Source organism: Allokutzneria albata (genome assembly GCF_900103775.1).
GTDB classification, from domain to species: domain Bacteria; phylum Actinomycetota; class Actinomycetes; order Mycobacteriales; family Pseudonocardiaceae; genus Allokutzneria; species Allokutzneria albata.
Window position 1 is genome coordinate 4189087 of the sequence record NZ_LT629701.1, and the last position, 18862, is coordinate 4207948.

Genomic DNA, 18862 nt, shown 5'->3' on the forward strand with positions numbered 1-18862 from the left:
GCCGCTTCACTCCAGAATCCCCAATTCCGCTTCGAGCTCGTCGATCTCGTCCTGGTCGAGGCCGAACGAGAGGTCGGACGGTGTGAGGCCGCCCGCCGCCGGGTCCTCGGCGTGCCGCACCAGACCGCGCAGGGCCTCCAACCACGCCTCCGCCAGCCTGGCGACGTCCACTTCGGACAGCAGCTCCCCCGCCCACGACCAGGTCACCCGCAGCCGGGGCCCGTCGGCGTGGTCCACCGCAGCCGCGTTGATCTCCAGCGTGTGCGAGACCGCCTGGTCGAGGTCCCGGGCCCGGGGCGTCGGGACGTCGTCGACCTGGGTCCAGTCGACGGGCTTGCCGCGCCCGCCGGAGGAGCCACCGAAGCGGCCGAGGTAGTTGAACGCCACCTGCGGAACGGGCAGCGGCGCGAGCACCCGCGCGGTCTCGGGGTTGAGGTAGCGCAGCATGCCGAAGCCGATCCCGTTGTCCGGCAAGGCCCGCAGCTGCTCCTTGGCCGACTTGAGAGCCCGGCCCACGACGGGACCACCCGCCCGGACCTCGGCCCAGTCCGCGGCGCCGGGGTCGAGCCGGACCGGGTAGAGGCTGGTGAACCATCCGACCGTGCGGGACAGGTCCGCGCCCGGGACGACGTCCTCACGGCCGTGTCCCTCCAGGTTGAGCACGACCTCGCTGTTGCCACCCCGCCAGTGCCCGAGCGCCAACGCGACACCCGTGAGCAGGACGTCGTTGATGCCCGCGTGGAAGGCAGCGGGCACCGTGGTCAGCAACGCCGAAGTGTCCTCAGTGGACAGCTCAGTGGTCAGGCAGCGAACGGTGCCAACGGTGTCGAGCTTCGGGTCGAGCGCGCGGCTGCCGAGCAGCAGCTCCGGGCGTTCCAGGGCCGAGCGCCACAGGTCCAGCTCGGTGGCACGCTGTTGGGCCTGCTCGGCGATCCTGCGCGACCAGGACGGGACCGAGGTGACCACGGGGTCGAGCGACGGCGTTCGACCCGCGACGACGGCTCGCCACGCGGAAGCCAAGTCCGGCAACAAGATGCGCCACGAGACACCGTCGACGGCGAGGTGGTGCACGACCAGCAAGAGGCGTCCGGCCACGTCGGGACCGAAGTCGAACCACACCGCCTGGAGCAGCACGCCCTCGGCAGGGGCCAGCCGCAGTCTCGCGGCCTCGCCCTCCTCGTTCGCGACGGCGGTGAACTCCTCGTCGGTCAGCCCGGCGACGTCGACCCTCCTCAGGAGATCGTCGGGCTGTCCGGGCGGCGCGATCGTGAAGCTCCATCTCGCGTCCCTTGTGGACAGACACATCCGCAGTGCACCGTGGTGGTCGACCACCGTGCGCAGTGCCTTCGCCAGGTCGTCGACGCTCGCGGTCTTCGGCGTCCGCACGGCGACAGACTGGTTGTAGCCCTCGAAGGGATCGCCCAGCTCCCGCATCCACTCCATGATCGGAACGGGGGCGAACTCGCCGCTGTCGTCGTCCTGCGCGACAGGCGCGGTGTCGTCCCCGGTCGCGACCAGCGCGAGGGCTTCGGGCGTGCGGTGCTGGAAGATGTCGCGGACGGTGAAGGCCAGCCCGGCGCGGCGCGCTGAGGTGGCCAGTTCGATGCAGAGGATGCTGTCCCCGCCGAGCGCGAAGAAGTCCTGATCGGCACCGACCTCGCCGACACCAAGGACTTCAGCGAACAGCGTGCACAGCAGCTCTTCACGCGGACTGCGCGCCCTCGCCCCCGTGACCTCGGCGGCCGGAGCGGGCAATGCCTTCACGTCGATCTTGCCGTTGGGCGTGACCGGCAGGGCGTCCAGAACCACGAACGCAGACGGCACCATGTAGTCCGGCAACTGGCTCTCGGCGTGCTCGCGCAAACCGGTCGCATCACCGACCACGTAAGCCACGATGCGGCGGTCCCCGGGACGGTCCTCGCGCACGATCACAATGGCCTGGGAGACCCGGGTGGTGAGGACGGCCTCGATCTCGCCGAGCTCGATGCGGAAACCGCGCACCTTCACCTGGTGGTCAGCGCGGCCCACGAACTCCAACTGTCCTGCGGAGTTCCACCGCACGAGGTCACCAGTGCGGTACATCCGCCCACCGAACGGGCAAGCCACGAAGCGCTCGGCCGTCAGTCCGGGACGGTTGAGGTATCCCCGCGCCAAACAATCACCGGTCACGTACAGCTCGCCGGTGACTCCCGGTGGAACCGGCCGGAGGCGCCCGTCGAGCACGTAGACCTTGGCGTTCACGTTCGGGCGGCCGATCGGCGGAACCACCGTCCCCGACAACGGCGCGCTCATCGTCGCGCACACCGTCGTCTCGGTCGGGCCGTAGGCGTTGATCATCCGGCGATCCACCGACCACCGGCCGACCAGCTCCGGCGGGCACGCTTCACCCGCCACCACCAGGGTCAGCCCCTTCGGCAGCTCCTGCATGACGCCCAGCGCCACCGGGGGCAACGTCACGTGAGTGACGCCCTGCTCGCGGATCACCTCCGCCAGCGGCTCCCCGGGCTGGAGGCGTTCGGCGGGGGCCAGGACCAGGCACGCACCGGACAGCAGCGCCATGCACAGCTCCCACCCTGCCGCGTCGAAACTCGGCGAGGCGAACTGCAGAACCCGGCTTCCCGGTCCCACGCGGAAGTTCTCCACCTGGGTCGCCGACAGAGCGGCCAGCCCGCGATGCGACACCACGACGCCCTTGGGCCGTCCCGTCGATCCGGACGTGTAGATCACCCACGCCGGGGAGTCAACGGTCAGGCCGGGTCGGTCCAGCTCGTGCGAGGGCAGGTCGTCCACTCCGCCGGCCTCGAACACGGTGGTGCCCTCCGGCAGCCGCCGCGCCAGCTCCGGCGTCGTGATCACCCCGACCGGCCCGGCATCGTTGATCATGTACTCGATGCGGTCCGCCGGGTAGTCGGGGTCGATCGGCACGTACGCGCCGCCCGCCTTGTGCACCGCGAGCACCGCGACGACCAGTTCCACCGAGCGCGGAAGTGCCACGCCCACAATGGTTTCCGGGCCGACTCCCTGGCTCGCGAGGTGCCGGGCAAGCTGGTTCGCCCTGGCGTCGAGCTGTCCATAGGAGACGGTCTCCCGCTCGAACACGACCGCCGGAGCGTCCGGGTTCTCCGCGACACGACGGGCGAACAGCTCGGGAATGACCGCCGCGGTCACATCGCGATCGGTGGCGTTGCACTCCGTCAGCAGCCGGGTCCGTTCGTCGTCGGACAGCACCTCCACGGCGCTGATCCGCTGCGACGGGTCGCCCACAACCGCTTCGAGCATGCGCAGCAGACGCGCGGACAGCGCCTCGACCGTGCTGTGGTCGAAGAGGTCGGCCGCGTACTGCACGTTGACGCGCACGCCTGCGGGCGTTCCGTCGGAGGAGTACGACTCACGCAGGCCGAACTGCAAGTCCAGTTTGGACGTTCCGACGCCGATGTCGATCGGTTCGACGTCGAGCCCGTCCAGCGCGCAGAACGACTCAGCATCGCTCTGGAAGTTCATGCTGATCTGGAACAGCGGGTGGTGCGCGAGCGAGCGGTCCGGGTTCAGCACCTCGACCAGGCGCTCGAACGGAACGTCCTGGTTCGCGTAGGCCGCGAGATCGGACTCCCTGACCCGCTCCAACAGGTCGACGAAGGACGGATCGCCGGAGACGTCGGTGCGCAGCACGAGGGTGTTGACGAAGAAGCCGACCAGGCCGTCAAGAGCCTCGTCGGAGCGACCGGCGATCGGGGCGCCGATGGCGATGTCGGTCCCGGCACCCATGCGGGACAGCAGCGCCACGAGTGCGGCACGCACGACCATGAACGCCGTGACCCCGTGCCTGCGGCCCAAAGCGTGGACAGCCCGGTGCAGCTCCTCGCTCATCTCGAAGGAGAGGTCGGCGCCTCGGTAGGACGCCACGGCGGGTCTGAGCCGGTCCGTCGGCAGCTCGACCAGCTCGGGCAGCCCGGCCAACGCTTCACGCCAGAAATCGAGCTGTGCGCCGATCACGCTGCCCGGCTCGTCCTCGGTGCCGAGCAGCTCGCGCTGCCACAACGCGTAGTCCACATAGGACACCTTGAGCGGTGCCCACTCCGGTGCGCCTCCGGCTCGGCGTGCCGCGTAGGCGGTCGCGAGGTCGTCGTAGAGCGGGCCGATCGAAACACCGTCAGCGGCGATGTGGTGCACCAGCAGCAAGAGGACGTGCTCGTGCGAACCGAGCCGGAACACGGCGACGCGGATCGGAACGTCCTCGGACAGCTCGAAGGGGTGCTCGGCCGCGGCGCGCACGGTGTCCAGGAGCTCGTCCTCGGTGACGTCGGTGACCGCGAACGGCACTTCAACGTCGTCGATCACCAGCTGGTAGTCGTCCGGGAACACCGTGCGGAGGGTTTCGTGGCGGTGAACCACATCCGTGACCGCGGCGCGCAACGTGTCGGGGTCGAGGTCACCGGAGAGCCGGAACACCAGGGGAACGTTGAAGGTGGAGCTCGCACCCTCCAGCTTGTAGAGGAACCACAACCGTCCCTGCCCGAAGGACAGCGGAGGCTGTGCGGGACGGGGCTGTGGCACGAGCGCGGCGCGGGCGGAGTCGGCGCCGTCGACGCGCTCGGCCAGCCGCGCGACGGTCCCGCCCTCGAAGAGAGCCCGCACGGGTAGTTCGACACCGAACACGGTGCGGATGCGGCTGATCAGCTGCGTCGCCAGCAGTGAGTGCCCACCGAGATGGAAGAAGTTGTCATCGACGCCGACCCGATCCACGCCGAGGACTTCGGCGAACAGCGCGCACAGCAACTCCTCACGCGGGCTGCGGGACCGTGCACCGGAGACCTCGACGTCCGGGGCGGGCAACGCTTTGACGTCGACCTTGCCGTTCGGGGTCACCGGCAGCGCGTCGAGAACCACGAACGCCGAGGGCACCATGTAGTCCGGCAGAAGCCTCTCCGCCCGCTCCCGCAACGCCACGTTCGGGACGTTGGCCTTCGGGACCACATAAGCCACCAGACGCCGATCCCCAGGACGGTCCTCACGCACGATCACCGTGACCTGGGCGGCGCTCTCATCGGCGGCGAGCACAGACTCGATCTCGCCCAACTCGATGCGGAAACCCCGCACCTTCACCTGATGGTCGGCGCGACCCACGAACTCGAGCTCACCGTCGGCGTTCCACCGCACCAGATCGCCCGTGCGGTACATGCGCCCACCGAACGGGCACGCCACGAACCTCTCCGCGGTCAACCCCGGCCGCCCCGAATACCCCCGTGCCAAACCGACACCGGCCACGTACAACTCGCCGGCGACACCGGGCGGAACCGGGCGCAGCACGGCGTCGAGGACGTAGGCGCGGGTGTTCCAGATCGGGCGGCCGATCGGCGGTGCGGAGCCGGTGGGAGTCAGCGGCCCGCTCCACGTTCCGACCACGGTGGACTCGGTGGGACCGTAGGCGTTGATCATGCGGCGGCCCGGCGCCCACCGTTCGACCAGCTCGGTGGGGCACGCGTCACCACCGACGACCAGCGTGCGGAACTCGGGAAGGTCCTCGTGCGGCACGGTCGCCAGCGCGGCGGGCGGGATCAGCGCGTGCGTGACGGAGCACTCGCGCAGCACCCGGGCCAGTTCCTCTCCGGCGAGGGGGCCGCGCGGCGGGACCACCAACGCGGCGCCACTGGGCAAGGCCATGCACAGCTCCAGGACGGAGGCGTCGAAGCTCGGCGAGGAGAACTGCAGGACCCGGTCGCCCGGTCGCACGTCGAAACGGTCGGCCTCGGCCGCGGCGAAGGAAGCGAGGCCGAGGTGGGACACCACGACGCCCTTCGGTTTTCCGGTCGAACCCGACGTGTAGATCACATAGGCCGCGTGCGCCACGCTCAGCGGAGCGCGCCGGTCGGCGTCCGTGACGGGCGCGTCCGGCATTGCGTCCACGGTGGACATGATCGCGGGATCGTCCAGCACGATCAGCCGCGCCTCGGGGAGATCTCCCGCCACCTCCGCCAGTGTCAGCACCAGGACCGGGCGGGCGTCGGAGAGCATGAACTCGATCCGAGCGGCGGGATAGGCCGGGTCGACGGGCAGGTAGGCGGCACCGGCGGTGAGCACGGCGAGCTCGGCGACGACGATGTCCACCGACCGGGGAAGGGCGAGGGCGACGATGCTCTCCGGCCCGACCCCCTGGGAGATCAGCAGGCGGGCCAGCCGGTTGGCGCGGGCGGACAGCTCCGCGTAGCTGACCGGGCCGCTCTCGGCCCGCACCGCGACCGCGTCCGGGTCACGGCGCACCCGGGCCTCGAACAGCTCGGGGAAAGGGGCGGCCGCGACGGGCCGGTCGGTGGCGTTGTACTCCACCACGAGCCGGTCGCGCTCGGCACCGGTCAGCACGTCGATCGAGCCGATCCGGGCAGCGGGGTCGGCGGTCACCGTGGTGAGCAGCCGGGTGAAGCGGTCGACCAGGGCCTCAACGGTGGCGCGGTCGAAGAGATCGACGGCGTACTGCACCGTCGCCCGCGCCCCCGTCGCCGCACCGGAGGCGGAATAGGACTCGATCACGTCGACGACCAGGTCCATCTTCGCCACACCGATGGACATGTCCTCGGCGGTGACGGCGAGACCGGGCATCTCGATCTGACCCGCGATGTCCCGGTTCACGGTCAGGGCGACCTGGAACAGCGGATGGTGGGCGAGCGAGCGATCCGGGTTCAGCAGCTCGACCAGGCGCTCGAACGGCACGTCCTGATGCGCCATGGCAGCGAGGTCGGTCTCCCGCACCCGCGCCAACAGGTCCACAAAGGACGGATCGCCCGACAGGTCCGTCCGCAGCACCAGTGTGTTGACGAAGAACCCGACCAGCCCGTCCAGCACCTCGTCCGAACGACCCGCGACCGGCGCTCCAAACGCGATGTCGGTCCCAGCACCCAGGCGGGACAACAAGGCGGCCAACGCGGCGCGAACCACCATGAAGACGGTGACGCCGTGCTGGCGCGCCAGAGCAACGATCCGCCCGTGCAACTCCGGGCTGAGGTCGAAGGAGACGGCGTCGCCGTGGTGCGATGCGACCGCGGGACGAGGCCGGTCGGTCGGCAGTTCGATCAGCTCGGGCAGTCCGGCCAACGCCTCGCGCCAGAAGTCGAGCTGCGTCTTCTCCTCGCTGACGAGCAGATCCCGCTGCCACGCCGCGTAATCCGCGTAGGAGACCGGAAGCGGAGCCCAGTCCGGTGCGTTCCCGGCCAGCCGGGCCGTGTACGCCTCCGACAGGTCTCGACACAGAGGCCCGTGCGACCAGCCATCGGTGGCGATGTGGTGCATGAGAAGAAGCAGTGCGTGCTCGTTCGCACCAGTGGAGAACAGCCCGGCGCGCAGAGGGATCTCGGCACCGAGATCGAAGGGGCGACGCGCTTCCTGGCGCAGGGCGCCCTCTACGTCGTCGACGCGGCGAACGGCGATGCTCGGCGTCCAGTCGAGCACGCGACGCCGCGGAGTTCCGTCGACCTGGTGGAAGACGGTTCGCAGCGGCTCGTGGCGCTCGACGACGTCGCCGAGAGCACCCGTCAGCGCGTCCACATCGAGCCGTCCGACCATCCGCAGCACCAACGGCACGTTGTAGGTCGGGCTCGGACCGTCGAGTTCGTGCAGGAACCACAGGCGTTGCTGCGCGAACGACAGCTGGTCGTGCTCCCCCGCGGGCCGCAGCTCGGGTCGCGCCCGCTCGACCGAAGCGAGCCGTTCGGCCAGCTGCGCCACGGTGGGCGCCTCGAAGAGGTCACGGATGCCCAGCTCGACGCCCAGCTCCGCGCGGGCCCGGCTGACCAGGCGCGAGGCGAGCAGCGAATGCCCGCCGAGGTCGAAGAAGTTGTCCTCGACACAGACCCGATCCACGCCGAGGAGACGAGCGAACAGTCCACAAAGGATCTCCTCGCGCGCCGTGCGCGGTGCCCGGCCCGTGGTACCGGTGAGGTCGGGGTCGGGCAGCGCCTTGCGGTCGATCTTCCCGTTGCTGTTGAGCGGCAACGCGTCCAGGACCACGAGGGCGCTCGGCACCATGTAGTCCGGCAGGTTCCGCGCCAGGTACTCCCGCAATCCGGCAGTCGAAGCCTTGGGGACCACGTAGGCCACCAAGCGGTCGTCGCGCACCATCACAGTCACCTGCGCCACCGAGGAATGCGCCGACAGCACGGCCTCGATCTCACCGAGTTCGATCCGGAAACCACGCACCTTCACCTGGTGATCCGCACGGCCCACGAACTCGATCTGCCCGTCGGAGTTCCACCGCACCACATCGCCGGTGCGGTACATCCGGCCGCCGAACGGGCACGCGACGAACCGCTCGGCGGTCAACCCGGGCTGTCCCACATAACCACGCGCGAGCCCATCTCCGGCCAGGTAAAGCTCACCGGGCACGCCGGCCGGCACGAGCCGCAACGCGTCGTCCAGCACGTATGCGCGGAGGTTGTCCATCGCACGGCCGATCGGCACGGTGCCCTCGACGCGATACGGCGCCTGCGTTGGGAAGCACGTCGCGAAGGTCGTGGTCTCAGTCGGTCCGTAGACGTGCACCACCCGCGTGTCCGGGCAGTGGTCCAGCACTCGCTGCACAGCGCTCGGCGACACCGCTTCACCGCCGTGCCACACCTGGTGCACGGTCGAGAACGCGGCCGGATTCTCCTCTGCCACAAGGTTGAACAGCGCGGTGGTGAGGAAGACGCACGTGACCTCGTGCGCGCGCAGGACCTCGGTCAGCACTCGGACGTCGATGTCGCCGTCCGGCGCGATCACCACCTGGTTCCCCGCCAGCAACGGCGCCCAGATCTCGTACGTCGCCGCGTCGAAGGCGTGCGAGGAGTGCAGCAGGACCCTGCGCTGCGACTCGCCCTGCCACCGCTGGTCGGCGGCGAGCGCGATCACGTCGGCGTGGGTGACCGCGACACCCTTCGGCGTCCCGGTCGAACCCGACGTGTACATGACGTAAGCGAGGTTCTCCCCGTGCGGCCGCACGGACAGGTCGGTGTCGGGGTAGTCGTCGAGCGGTTCCGCGTCGAACACCACCACCGTGGCGTCGTGCTCGAAGCTCCGGTCGGCCATCGCCAGGTCGGTGAGCAACACCGTCGCCCGTGTTTCCCGCATGGCCCAGGCCATCCTGGACGCCGGGTAGCTCGGGTGCAGCGGAACGTAGACGCCGCCCGCCTTCACCACCGCGAGCATCGCCACGACGAGATCGATCGACCGCGCCGCCAGCAGACCGACCGCAACCTCCGGTCCCACACCGAGGCCCGCTAAGCGGTGCGCCAGCCGGTTGGCTCGTGCGTTCAGCTCCGCGTAGGAGACCGTGTCAGCACCGAAGACCAGGGCGCCCGCGTCCGGGGTGAGCCGCGCCTGGGCTTCGAACAGCGAAGCGATGTCGCCACCGGGCAACGGCCGCGCGGTGTCGTTCCACCCCGCGAGGATCTGCTGCCTTTCCTCCTCGGCAAGCAGATCCACCTCACCGATCCGGCTGTCCGGATTGGACACCAGAGCCTCGGACAGGCGCACGAACCGGGCCGCCAGGGCCTCGGCCGCGGCGCGGTCGAACAGGTCCTCCGCGTACTCCAGCGTTCCGACGACGCCGGAAGCGGTTTCCTGCAAGCTGAACGACAGGTCGAACTTCGCGATGCCGATCAGGTCGGTCGGCAGCACCTCAGCGCGCAGACCGCGCAGCGCGACGCCGTCCGCGTCCGCGTTCTGCAACGCGAGAGCGACCTGGAACAGCGGGTGGTGCCCGAGGCTGCGGGCCGGGTTGACCGCCTCCACCACGCGGTCGAACGGCACGTCCTGGTGGGAGAACGCGTCGAGGTCGGCGCTGCGGACCCGCGCCAGCAGCTCCCGGAACGTCGGGTCCCCGGCGGTGTTCGTCCGCAACACCACGGTGTTGACGAAGAACCCGACCAGGTCTTCGAGATCTTCCTCCGTGCGTCCCGCGACGACCGTGCCGACCGGGATGTCGGTGCCCGCCCCGACCCGGGTCAGCAGTGTGGCGACGGCGGCCTGCAGCACCATGAACGGGGTCGTCGACGTCTCCCGGGCAAGCTCAGCCAGCGGTGCGTCGAGCCGCACCCGGACCTTGTTACCGCGATACGTCGCGACGGCGGGGCGGGGCTTGCTCGTCGGCAGCTCCACCAGTTCCGGTGCACCCCGAAGGGCTTCGGTCCAGTAGGCGAGCTGACGGCTGATGAGGCTGTCCGGATCGTCCTCGCTGCCGAGGACTTCCCGCTGCCACATCGCATAGTCCGCGTACTGCACCGGCAGATCTGTCCACTCTGGACTACCACCGGAACACCGAGCGTCATAGGCGGTGGACAGGTCGCGCAGCAGCGGCCGAGTCGACCAACCATCGGAGATCACGTGGTGCGTCACGACCAGCAGGACGTGCTCGTCATCGCCGAGGCGGAAGAGCGTGATGCGCAGCGGCACCTCGGCGGTGAGGTCGAAGGTCTTGTTCGTGGTCTCGGTGATCGCGCCCGGAAGCTCACCCTCAGAGGTGTCCACAATGGACAAATCAGGGCGGGACGAGGGCAGGACGTGCTGCCGGGGCTCGCCGTCGACCTCCGGGAAGCAGGTGCGCAACGACTCGTGCCGTCCCACCACGTCACCGAAGGCCTCCCGCAGCGCGTCGAGGTCGAGCGCACCGGACAGCCGCACCGCGAGCGGCACGTTGTAGGTGGCGCTCGGGCCTTCGAGGCGGTGCAGGAACCACAGCCTCTGCTGCGCGAAGGACAGGGGGATCACGAGACCTCCTCCGGCCTCGGCATGCGGCGCAGGGCCGGCCGGGCCTTCTCGACAGGGTTCGCGGTGACGGCTGCGGCGACGGCGGTGACGGTGGGCGCCTCGAACAACTCGCGCAGCGAAAGGTCGGTACCGAACGCGGCACGAATGCGGCTGAGCAGTCGCACCGCGAGCAGGGAATGCCCGCCGAGGGCGAAGAAGCTGTCGTCGACACCGACCGAGGGGACGCCGAGCATCTCGGCGAACAGCTCGCAGAGGATCTTCTCCTGCGGCGTCGCGGGTGCCCGGCCGCTCGTGGGCTCGCCGTACTCCGGCGCGGGCAACGCCTTGCGATCGAGCTTGCGGTTCGGGGTCAGCGGCAACGCGTCCAGCGTGAGGAAAGCGGACGGCACCATGTACTCCGGCAGGTACTCCGCACACCGCGCGCGCAGCGCCTCCACGTCCGGCGTCCCGTCCGGCACCACGTAGGCGACCAGGCGCTTGTCGCCGGGACGGTCCTCGCGGACGATCACCGCGACACCGCCGACGCCGGGGGCCTGGCCGAGCACGGCCTCGATCTCGCCCAGCTCGATGCGGTAGCCGCGCACCTTGACCTGGTCGTCGACGCGGGCGATGAACTCCAGCTGCCCGTCCCCGCGGCGACGGCCCAGGTCGCCCGAGCGGTACATCCGCGACCCCGGTGGCCCGAACGGGTTGGCGACAAAGCGTTCCGCGGTGAGGCCCTGCCGGTTGTGGTAGCCACGGGTCACCAGATCACCCGCGATGTACAGCTCCCCCGCGACACCCACCGGCGCGGGGTTGAGGTTGCCGTCCAGCACGTACATCTGCGTGTTCCAGGCGGGCTTGCCGAGCGAGAGCACTCCGGGAACCACGCGGTCGCCCGGCTTGATCACGTATTCCATGCAGCCGACGGTGGTCTCGGTGGGGCCGTACTCGTTGAACACCGTGGCCGCGGGGTTGCGCGCGCGCCACTCGTCCAGCACCTCGCCCAGCAGCGGTTCGCCGCCGAGGACGAGCTGGTCGGTCGGGGAGAACCGGTCGGGAAGGTTGATCAGCATCGGCAGGTGGCTCGGCGTCGCCTTGACGAACGTCGGCCGCGCCACGTCGTCGGCGCTCCCGTCGTCGTCCAGCTCGATCAGCTGAACACACCCGCCCGCGGTCAGCGGCGCGTAGACACCCGTGACGGTCAGGTCGAACGACAGCGACGAGTGCACCAGTGCCCGGCCGCGCACCTCCGTGTACAGCTGACGGCTCCACGCCAGGTAGTGGTTGATCGAGTGGTGCTCGACCACGACTCCCTTGGGGCGCCCGGTGGAGCCGGAGGTGTAGATGATGAACGCCGGGTTGCGCATCGCGAGCTGTGTGCTCACCTCGTGGTCCGGCACCTCGCTCAGGTCCAGTTCATCCAGCAGCACGAGGTTTTCCGCCGGGACTCGGTCGGCGAGTTCGGAACGGGTCAGCACGAGCACCGGGGCCGCGTCGTCGAGCATGTACGCGATCCGCTCGGCCGGGTAGGCCAGGTCCACGGTGAGGTAGGCGGCGCCCGCCTTGAGCACCGCGAGCAGCGCGACCACGGTCTCGGTCGACTTCGGCAGCGCCACACCGACGAACCGCTCCGGCCCGACCCCCTTGCGCACCAACCACCTCGCGAGCCGGTTGGCACGGGCGTCGAGCTCCGCGTAGGTGAGGCTGTCGTCCCCGCACACCACCGCGATGGCGTCCGGGACGCGGCGGACCTGCGCGGCGATCATGTCGGTGAGCAGGGCTTCGGGAACGTCGGCCGCGGTGTCGTTGCACGCCACCACGAGCATGTTCCGGTCGGCCTCGGAAAGCAGGTCCAGTCGCCCGATCGGCTTCTCCGGGTCGGTGATCGCGGCATCGAGCAGCCGCACCAGGAAGGACACCAGCCGCTCGGCCGTCGACCGGTCGAACAGGTCGGTCGCGTACTCCAGGTAGCCGTCGATCCCGGCCCCCGCCGGGTTCTCCCAGACGAAGAAGGACAGGTCGAACCTGGCCACCCCGGCGCCCATCGGGTAGTCCGAAGTGGACACTCCAGGCAGCTCGACCCGGGAGCCGACGCCGTCCTCGTAGGTCAGCATGATCTGGAACAGGGGGGTGTGGGCCAGGGACCGGGTCGGGTTGGTCACCTCGACCAGGCGCTCGAACGGCACGTCCTGGTGGGCGTAGGCCGCGAGATCGGTCGCGCGGACCCGGCCGAGCAGGTCGCGGAAGCCCGGTTCGCCGGAGGTGTCCACGCGCAGCACCAGGGTGTTGGCGAAGAAGCCGACCAGGTTCTCCAACGCCGCGTCCACGCGCCCGGCCGATGCGGTGCCCAGCGGGATGTCGGTGCCCGCGCCCATCCTGGTCAGCAGGGCGGCCAACGCGGCGTGCACGATCATGAACATCGTGGTGCCGGTCTCCCTGGCGAGCCCGGCCAGCCGTTCGTGCAGGCGCGCGTCCACCGAGAACGGAACGCGGTCGCCGCGGAAGCTCGGCTCGGCCGGGCGCGGGCGGTCCAGCGGCAGCTCCAGCAGCTCCGGCGATCCGGCGAGGGTCCGCTTCCAGAACTCGATCTGGGTCTCTTCCTCGGCGGCCAGCAGTTCGTTCTGCCACAACGCGAAGTCCGCGTACTGCACCGGATGCGGCTCCCAGTCGGGGGCCTTCCCGTCGATCCGGGCCGCGTACGCCGCGGAGAGGTCGCGCGTCAACGGCATCAGCGAACCGCCGTCAGCCGCGATGTGGTGCACGACAAGGAGCAGGACGTGGTCGGTCTCCGACGAGGAGAACAGCGTCGCTCGCACCGGGAGGTCAGCGCTGAGGTCGAAGGTGTGCCGTGCCGCCTCAGCCAGCGCGTCCGCACTGAAGTCCATAGTGGACAGAACTGGGGCCGATGGCAGTACTCGCTGGTAGGGAGCGCCTTCGTGCTCGAAGAACACCGTGCGAAGCGCCTCGTGCCGCTCGACGACGTCGATCAAGGCCGCGTCCAGGACAGCACGGTCGACCCGCCCGGAGAGTTTCGTCGCCCAGACGACGTTGTAGTTCGGGCTCGGCCCCTCGAACTGGTCGATGAACCACAACCGCCGCTGCACCGACGACAGCGGGACCAGCTCCGGGCGCTCGGCGGCGACCAGCGGGGGTCGCGCACCCGCGGCGGTGTCGAAGCACCACAACAGCTTCTCGACCGTGGGCGACTCGAAGACAGTGCTCAGGGACAGCTCCACGCCGAACGCCGACCTGATCCGGCCGAGCAGGCGCACCGCCAGCAGGGAATGCCCGCCCAGCTCGAAGAAGTCGTCGTCCACACCGACCGAGGGCAGTCCGAGCACATCCGCGACCAGTCCACAGAGGACCCTCTCGTCGTCGGTCTCCGGGGCGCGCCCGTCGGCGGTGAGCTCCGGAGCCGGCAACGCCCGGCGGTCGACCTTCCCGTTGGGGTTCAGCGGAAGCGCGTCCAGCTCGACGATCAGCGAGGGCCGCATGAACTCCGGCAGCCACTCGCTCATGTGCTCGCGCAGCACGCGCCTGTCGACCGGTTCGCCCGCCGCGACGACGTAGCAGACGATCCGCTTGTCACCGGGCCGGTCCTCCCGCACGACCGCGACCGCGTAGGCCACATCCGGGTGGGAGACCGCCGCGGCCGCGACCTCGTCCAGCTCGATCCGGAAACCGCGAACGCTGGCCTGGTTGTCGACGCGCCCGCCGAACTCCAGGATGCCGTCCTCCCGCCAGCGCGCCACGTCGCCGGTGCGGTACATCCGGCTCCCCGGAGCGCCGAAAGGGTTGGCCACAAAGCGTTCCGAGGACAACCCCGGCCGCCGGTAGTAGCCGCGCGCCACCCCGGACCCGCTGAGGTAGAGCTCCCCCGCGACGCCTGGCTGAACCGGCCGCAGCTGCGCGTCCAGCACGTAGACCTGGGAGTTGGGCATCACCCGGCCCAACGGTACGACCCCGGACGGTGTCTCGTCCCCGGGCTGCATCACGAACTCGGCGCAGTGCAGGGTGACCTCGGTCGGACCGTAGCCGCCGACGACCCTGATCTCCGGGTGCGCCCGCCGCCACTGGTCGACGGCCTCGCTCAGCAGCGCCTCACCGCACAGCATCAGCTCCTGCGTCGGTGAGAAGTTCCCGGGCAGTTCTTCCAGCAGCGGCAGGTGGCTCGGCGTGGCCTTGAGGAAGGTGCACGCGATGTCCGCGTCGGACACGCCCGGCTCCAGGCTCGCGATCCGCACACAACCGCCGACGGCGAGCGGCGGGAACAACTGCTGCACGGTGTGGGCGAAGGACACGGAGGTGTGCCAGATGGACACGCCCTGCACGGCGGGATGTTCGGCGCAGGCGGTGAGCAGGTGGTCGTCCAGCGACCGCCGCTCGATCACCGCCGCCTTCGGCGTTCCGGTCGAACCCGAGGTGTAGATGACATAGGCGGGATTGGCCGGATCGACCTCGACCGCGAGATCCGTTGCTTCACAAGCGGAAATGGCCTGCTCGACCACAGGATCGTCCAGCAGCAGCACATGTCCGGGGAGCACGCCCACCGTACTGATGCCCGACCCCGCGAGCAGGTCTTCTGCGGTGCTGTCGGTGATCACGATCTCCGGCCGGGCGTCGGAAACCATGAAGGCCACGCGGTCCCTGGGATACCCGGGGTCGATCGGCAGGTAGGCCGCTCCGGCCTTGAGCACCGCGAGGATCGCCACCACGGTGCGCTCCGAACGCGGCAGCGCGATCGCGACCAGCGACTCCGGCCCGGCGCCCAGTCCGGCGAGATGCCGCGCCAGCCGGTTGGCGCGGGCGTTCAGCTCGCCGTAGGTCAGCCGGACCTGACCGCACAACACGGCGGGGCGATCCGGGGTCTGTCGTGCGTGCCGTTCGAACAGGCGGGTCAGCGACTCCACCGGCGCGTCGCGGGCGGTGTCGTTCCACTCGACGAGCATCCGGTGCCGCTGTTCCGCCGACAGCTGTTCATCCATCCCGCTGGCTCCTAGCACGTCCTGGCTCTGCCGATCGCAACCTACGAGGCCGCGTTATTGCTGCCGTATCACCGCGTTCGACCCCCACGACCCGCCGGGGTCAGACGCACGAAGCCCCTAGCGGACCGCGACAGGCGCGGGAGCGCGCTCGGCGAGCATGGTCTCGGCCGCCCCGCGCAACGCCTCCCTCAGCACAACGCGCGGCGCCCACCCGGTGACCTCACCGAACTCGGTGGAGCCGACGACGAAATCGAGCAGGTCGGTGGTGACCGCGTGCTCAGGCTCCACCTGGACGACCGGGACCACGGGATCGCCGGTGACCTCCGCGACGAGCTCGGCCACCGCGTGGAACGCCTCCCCCATCGGCGTTGCCAGGCACGTCCCGATCAGCCACGCTCGTCCGGCAAGGGCGTCCGCGTGGTCCACGGCGGCCACGAAGGCCCGCGCCGCGTCGTCAACGCACAACAGGTCCCTGGCGACAGAACCGTCGTGCCACATCGTCAACGGCTGACCGGCGAACGCCCGCCGCATCATCGCCGCGAGCACTCCACGCTCCAAAGAGGACGGTCCGATTCCCTGGCCGTACAGGGTGGGCAGCCGCAGCGTGACGCCGCGGACGAGGCCGGCGGCGGTGGCCTCGCTCAACGCCCGCTCGGCGGCGAGCTTGTGCCGGTCGTACTCGGTCACCGGCTCGTCCGGCTCGCGACCGGTGATCAGCGGCCCGCGCGGCTCGCCCAGTTGGGAGATGGATCCGGCGAACACCACCACGGGCGGCTCCTGCCGTCCGCGCAATGCCGCGACGACCTCGTGCATCACCCCGAGGTTGACCCGCTTCGCCGAACTGTCGCCCTCCGCGACACGCCAGGTCGACGAGCCCGCGATGTGCGCGGCGAGGTGGATCACCACGTCCGCCCCGGCGACGGCGGCGGCCACCGCGCCGGGCTGGGTGAGGTCGCCGGCCAGCGTCTCCACCTCAGCGCGACAGCCGGTGGGCGCGATGATCCGCCGCCGTGCGACCAGCCGCAGCCGCACGTCGCGGCCGACGAACTGGCGGGTGACCGCGGTGCCGACGAAACCGGAGGCGCCGAGGACGACGACCAAAGGACGTTCCTTGCTGCTCATCGATTCCCACTCTCCACAATGGACTCCCCAGGGGGCGGTGCTCAGCTTCTGCGGGTGTACCTGCGCACGGCCAGCGGCGCGAACACCGCGGTGAGGCCGACGATCCAGGCCAGTGACAGCAGCACGGGCTGTGCGACGGGGCCACCGGTGAGCAGGCCGCGCGCCGCGTCGCAGACCGAGGTGACCGGGTTGATCGCGGCGAACGCCTGGAGCCAGCCGGGCATCGTCACCGGTGAGACGAACATGGAACTGCCGAACTGCAACGGGATCATCCACAGGAAGCCCACGCTGCCGACCGCCTGAGGGCTGCGCACCAGCAGGCCGACGTAGGCCGAGACCCAGCACAGCGCCGATCCGAAGGCCAGCAGCAGCAGGACCGCGGCGAGCACCTCGACCGGCCCGGTGCGCACCCGGAACCCCACCAGCAACGCGAAGGCGAACATCACCGCCAGCGCGACGGCCATCCGCACCACGTCGGCGGTGATCCGCCCGCCCAGCACGGCGGAACGCGTGATCGGCATCGCGTGGAAGCGGTCCATGATCCCGGTGGCGAAGTCCAGGTTCAGCCCGATCCCGGTGGCGCGCGAGGCGAAGGCGATGGCCTCCACCATCATCCCGGGCATCAGGTAGAGCGCGTAGTCGCCCTGCCCCTTGCCGATCGCGCCGCCGAAGAGGTACAGGAAGATCAGCGACAGCACCATCGGCATGACGGTGGCGTCCACCAACCGCAGCGGCTCGGCCCACAGCTGGAGCAGGTTGCGGCGGCTGAGCGCCACGACGTGCCGGACGGTCCTCGCAGCGCCTCCGCCGATGCGCGGCGCCGACGCCTCGGCGCGGATGGCTGAAGTCACGCTTCGAGCGTAGGAATCCCCTTTATTTCCCCGATATCAGGCGATGAGGGATTCGAGCCGGGTGACGATGTCGGCCGGGGTGGGCATGGCGGTGATCTCCGCGCGGACCTCGGCGGCGGCCGTGCGCATCTTCTCATCGGTGACGACGCGCTCCAGCATCGCGGTGTCCACCGCCTCCGGGCGGACGAACAGGCCGGCGCCGCGCTTGTCCACCGCCTCGCCGTTGATGTTGCCGTCACCGCCGCCCGGCAACACGATCTGCGTCACGCCGGTGTGCAGCGCGGTCAGCGTGGTGCCCCCGCCGCCGTGGTGGACCAGGGCGGTGCAGGTCGGCAGCAGCGCGGAAAGCGGCACCCAGCCGGCGATCCTGACGTTCGGCGGGATCGGGCCGAGCGACTCCGTGTCCACGTCTCCCAGGGCCAGCACGAACTCCGCGTCCAGATCGCCCGCCGCCTTCAGGACGGCCGCGACCGGGCCGAGCCCGCCGAGGTGCACGGCGACCGACCCGAGCGTGACGCCGATCCGCGGCCGTTGCGGGTCAACAGCGTTGGGCGGCAGCCAGTCCGGCACCACCGCGCCGCCGTTGAACGGCACGTACCGCATCGGCCAGCCCTCCGAGGCCCCGCCGACCATGCTCGGTGGTGCCACGTCGATCTTGAGCCGCACCTCGGGCAGACCCGGCGCCCCGTGCTCGGCGAAGACGTGGGAAAGCCTGTCGTACATGGCTTCCGGCACCTCGGCGGTCCGGCCGAAGCCGTCACCGAGGTCCACGGAAGGCACGCCGAGCTTGGCCGCGGCGATCAACGCGGCCCCGTGCAGCGCGCCGTGCACGATGATGTCCGGCCGCCACGCCTCGGCCAGGTCGGTCACCGGATACGTGATCTGCTCGGTGATCCCGGCGAACACCGGAACCGCCTCGAGCATGTCGGTGAGCCCGGCGCCGTCGTCGCCGCGCATCTTCGCACTCAGTTCCGGATACCGCCGCTCCAGCTCGGCGAAGACCTCCGGCTGGTCCACCCCCAGGCCGATGTCGACGACCGGCAGCCCGGCCCGCTCGACGGCCACGCCCGCGTAGGCGGTGCCGAAGAGCACTTCGTGCCCCGCCGCCCGCAACGCCCAGGCCAGGGGGACGGTGGGAAAGGAGTGCCCGATTCCGGGAATCGGCAAGAACAGCACGCGCATGCCGCC

General features: G+C 70.3%; 5 protein-coding genes. All 5 read right to left on the reverse strand.

Features of this window, described 5'->3' with window-relative positions; genetic code table 11:
* Positions 1–6: 6 nt before the first annotated feature.
* Positions 7–10734, reverse strand: a complete 10728-nt coding sequence (locus tag BLT28_RS18495; protein ID WP_156051189.1) for a non-ribosomal peptide synthetase — start codon at positions 10732–10734, stop codon at positions 7–9.
* Positions 10731–15701, reverse strand: a complete 4971-nt coding sequence (locus BLT28_RS40270; protein ID WP_156051188.1) for a non-ribosomal peptide synthetase — start codon at positions 15699–15701, stop codon at positions 10731–10733. Before BLT28_RS40270 ends, BLT28_RS18495 begins: the two co-directional genes overlap by 4 nt.
* 117 nt (positions 15702–15818) lie before the next feature.
* Positions 15819–16823, reverse strand: coding sequence for an NAD-dependent epimerase/dehydratase family protein (locus tag BLT28_RS18500; RefSeq protein ID WP_043812463.1), 1005 nt, complete (start codon positions 16821–16823; stop codon positions 15819–15821).
* A 41-nt stretch (positions 16824–16864) separates the two neighbouring features.
* Entirely contained in the window at positions 16865–17674 is an 810-nt protein-coding gene (locus BLT28_RS18505; protein WP_030431026.1) for an ABC transporter permease, read from the reverse strand.
* A gap of 36 nt (positions 17675–17710) precedes the next feature.
* Positions 17711–18856 (reverse strand): nucleotide disphospho-sugar-binding domain-containing protein, encoded by a 1146-nt coding sequence (locus tag BLT28_RS18510; RefSeq protein ID WP_030431025.1) that lies wholly within the window; start codon positions 18854–18856, stop codon positions 17711–17713.
* Between the last annotated feature and the right edge of the window lie 6 nt (positions 18857–18862).

Excerpts from the sequence above, each read along its gene's own strand:
- BLT28_RS40270 (WP_156051188.1), bottom strand. The coding sequence starts at position 15,701 with ATGGATGAACAGCTGTCGGCGGAACAGCGGCACCGGATGCTCGTCGAG.
- BLT28_RS18500 (WP_043812463.1), bottom strand. The coding sequence starts at position 16,823 with ATGAGCAGCAAGGAACGTCCTTTGGTCGTCGTCCTCGGCGCCTCCGGT.
- BLT28_RS18510 (WP_030431025.1), bottom strand. The coding sequence starts at position 18,856 with ATGCGCGTGCTGTTCTTGCCGATTCCCGGAATCGGGCACTCCTTTCCC.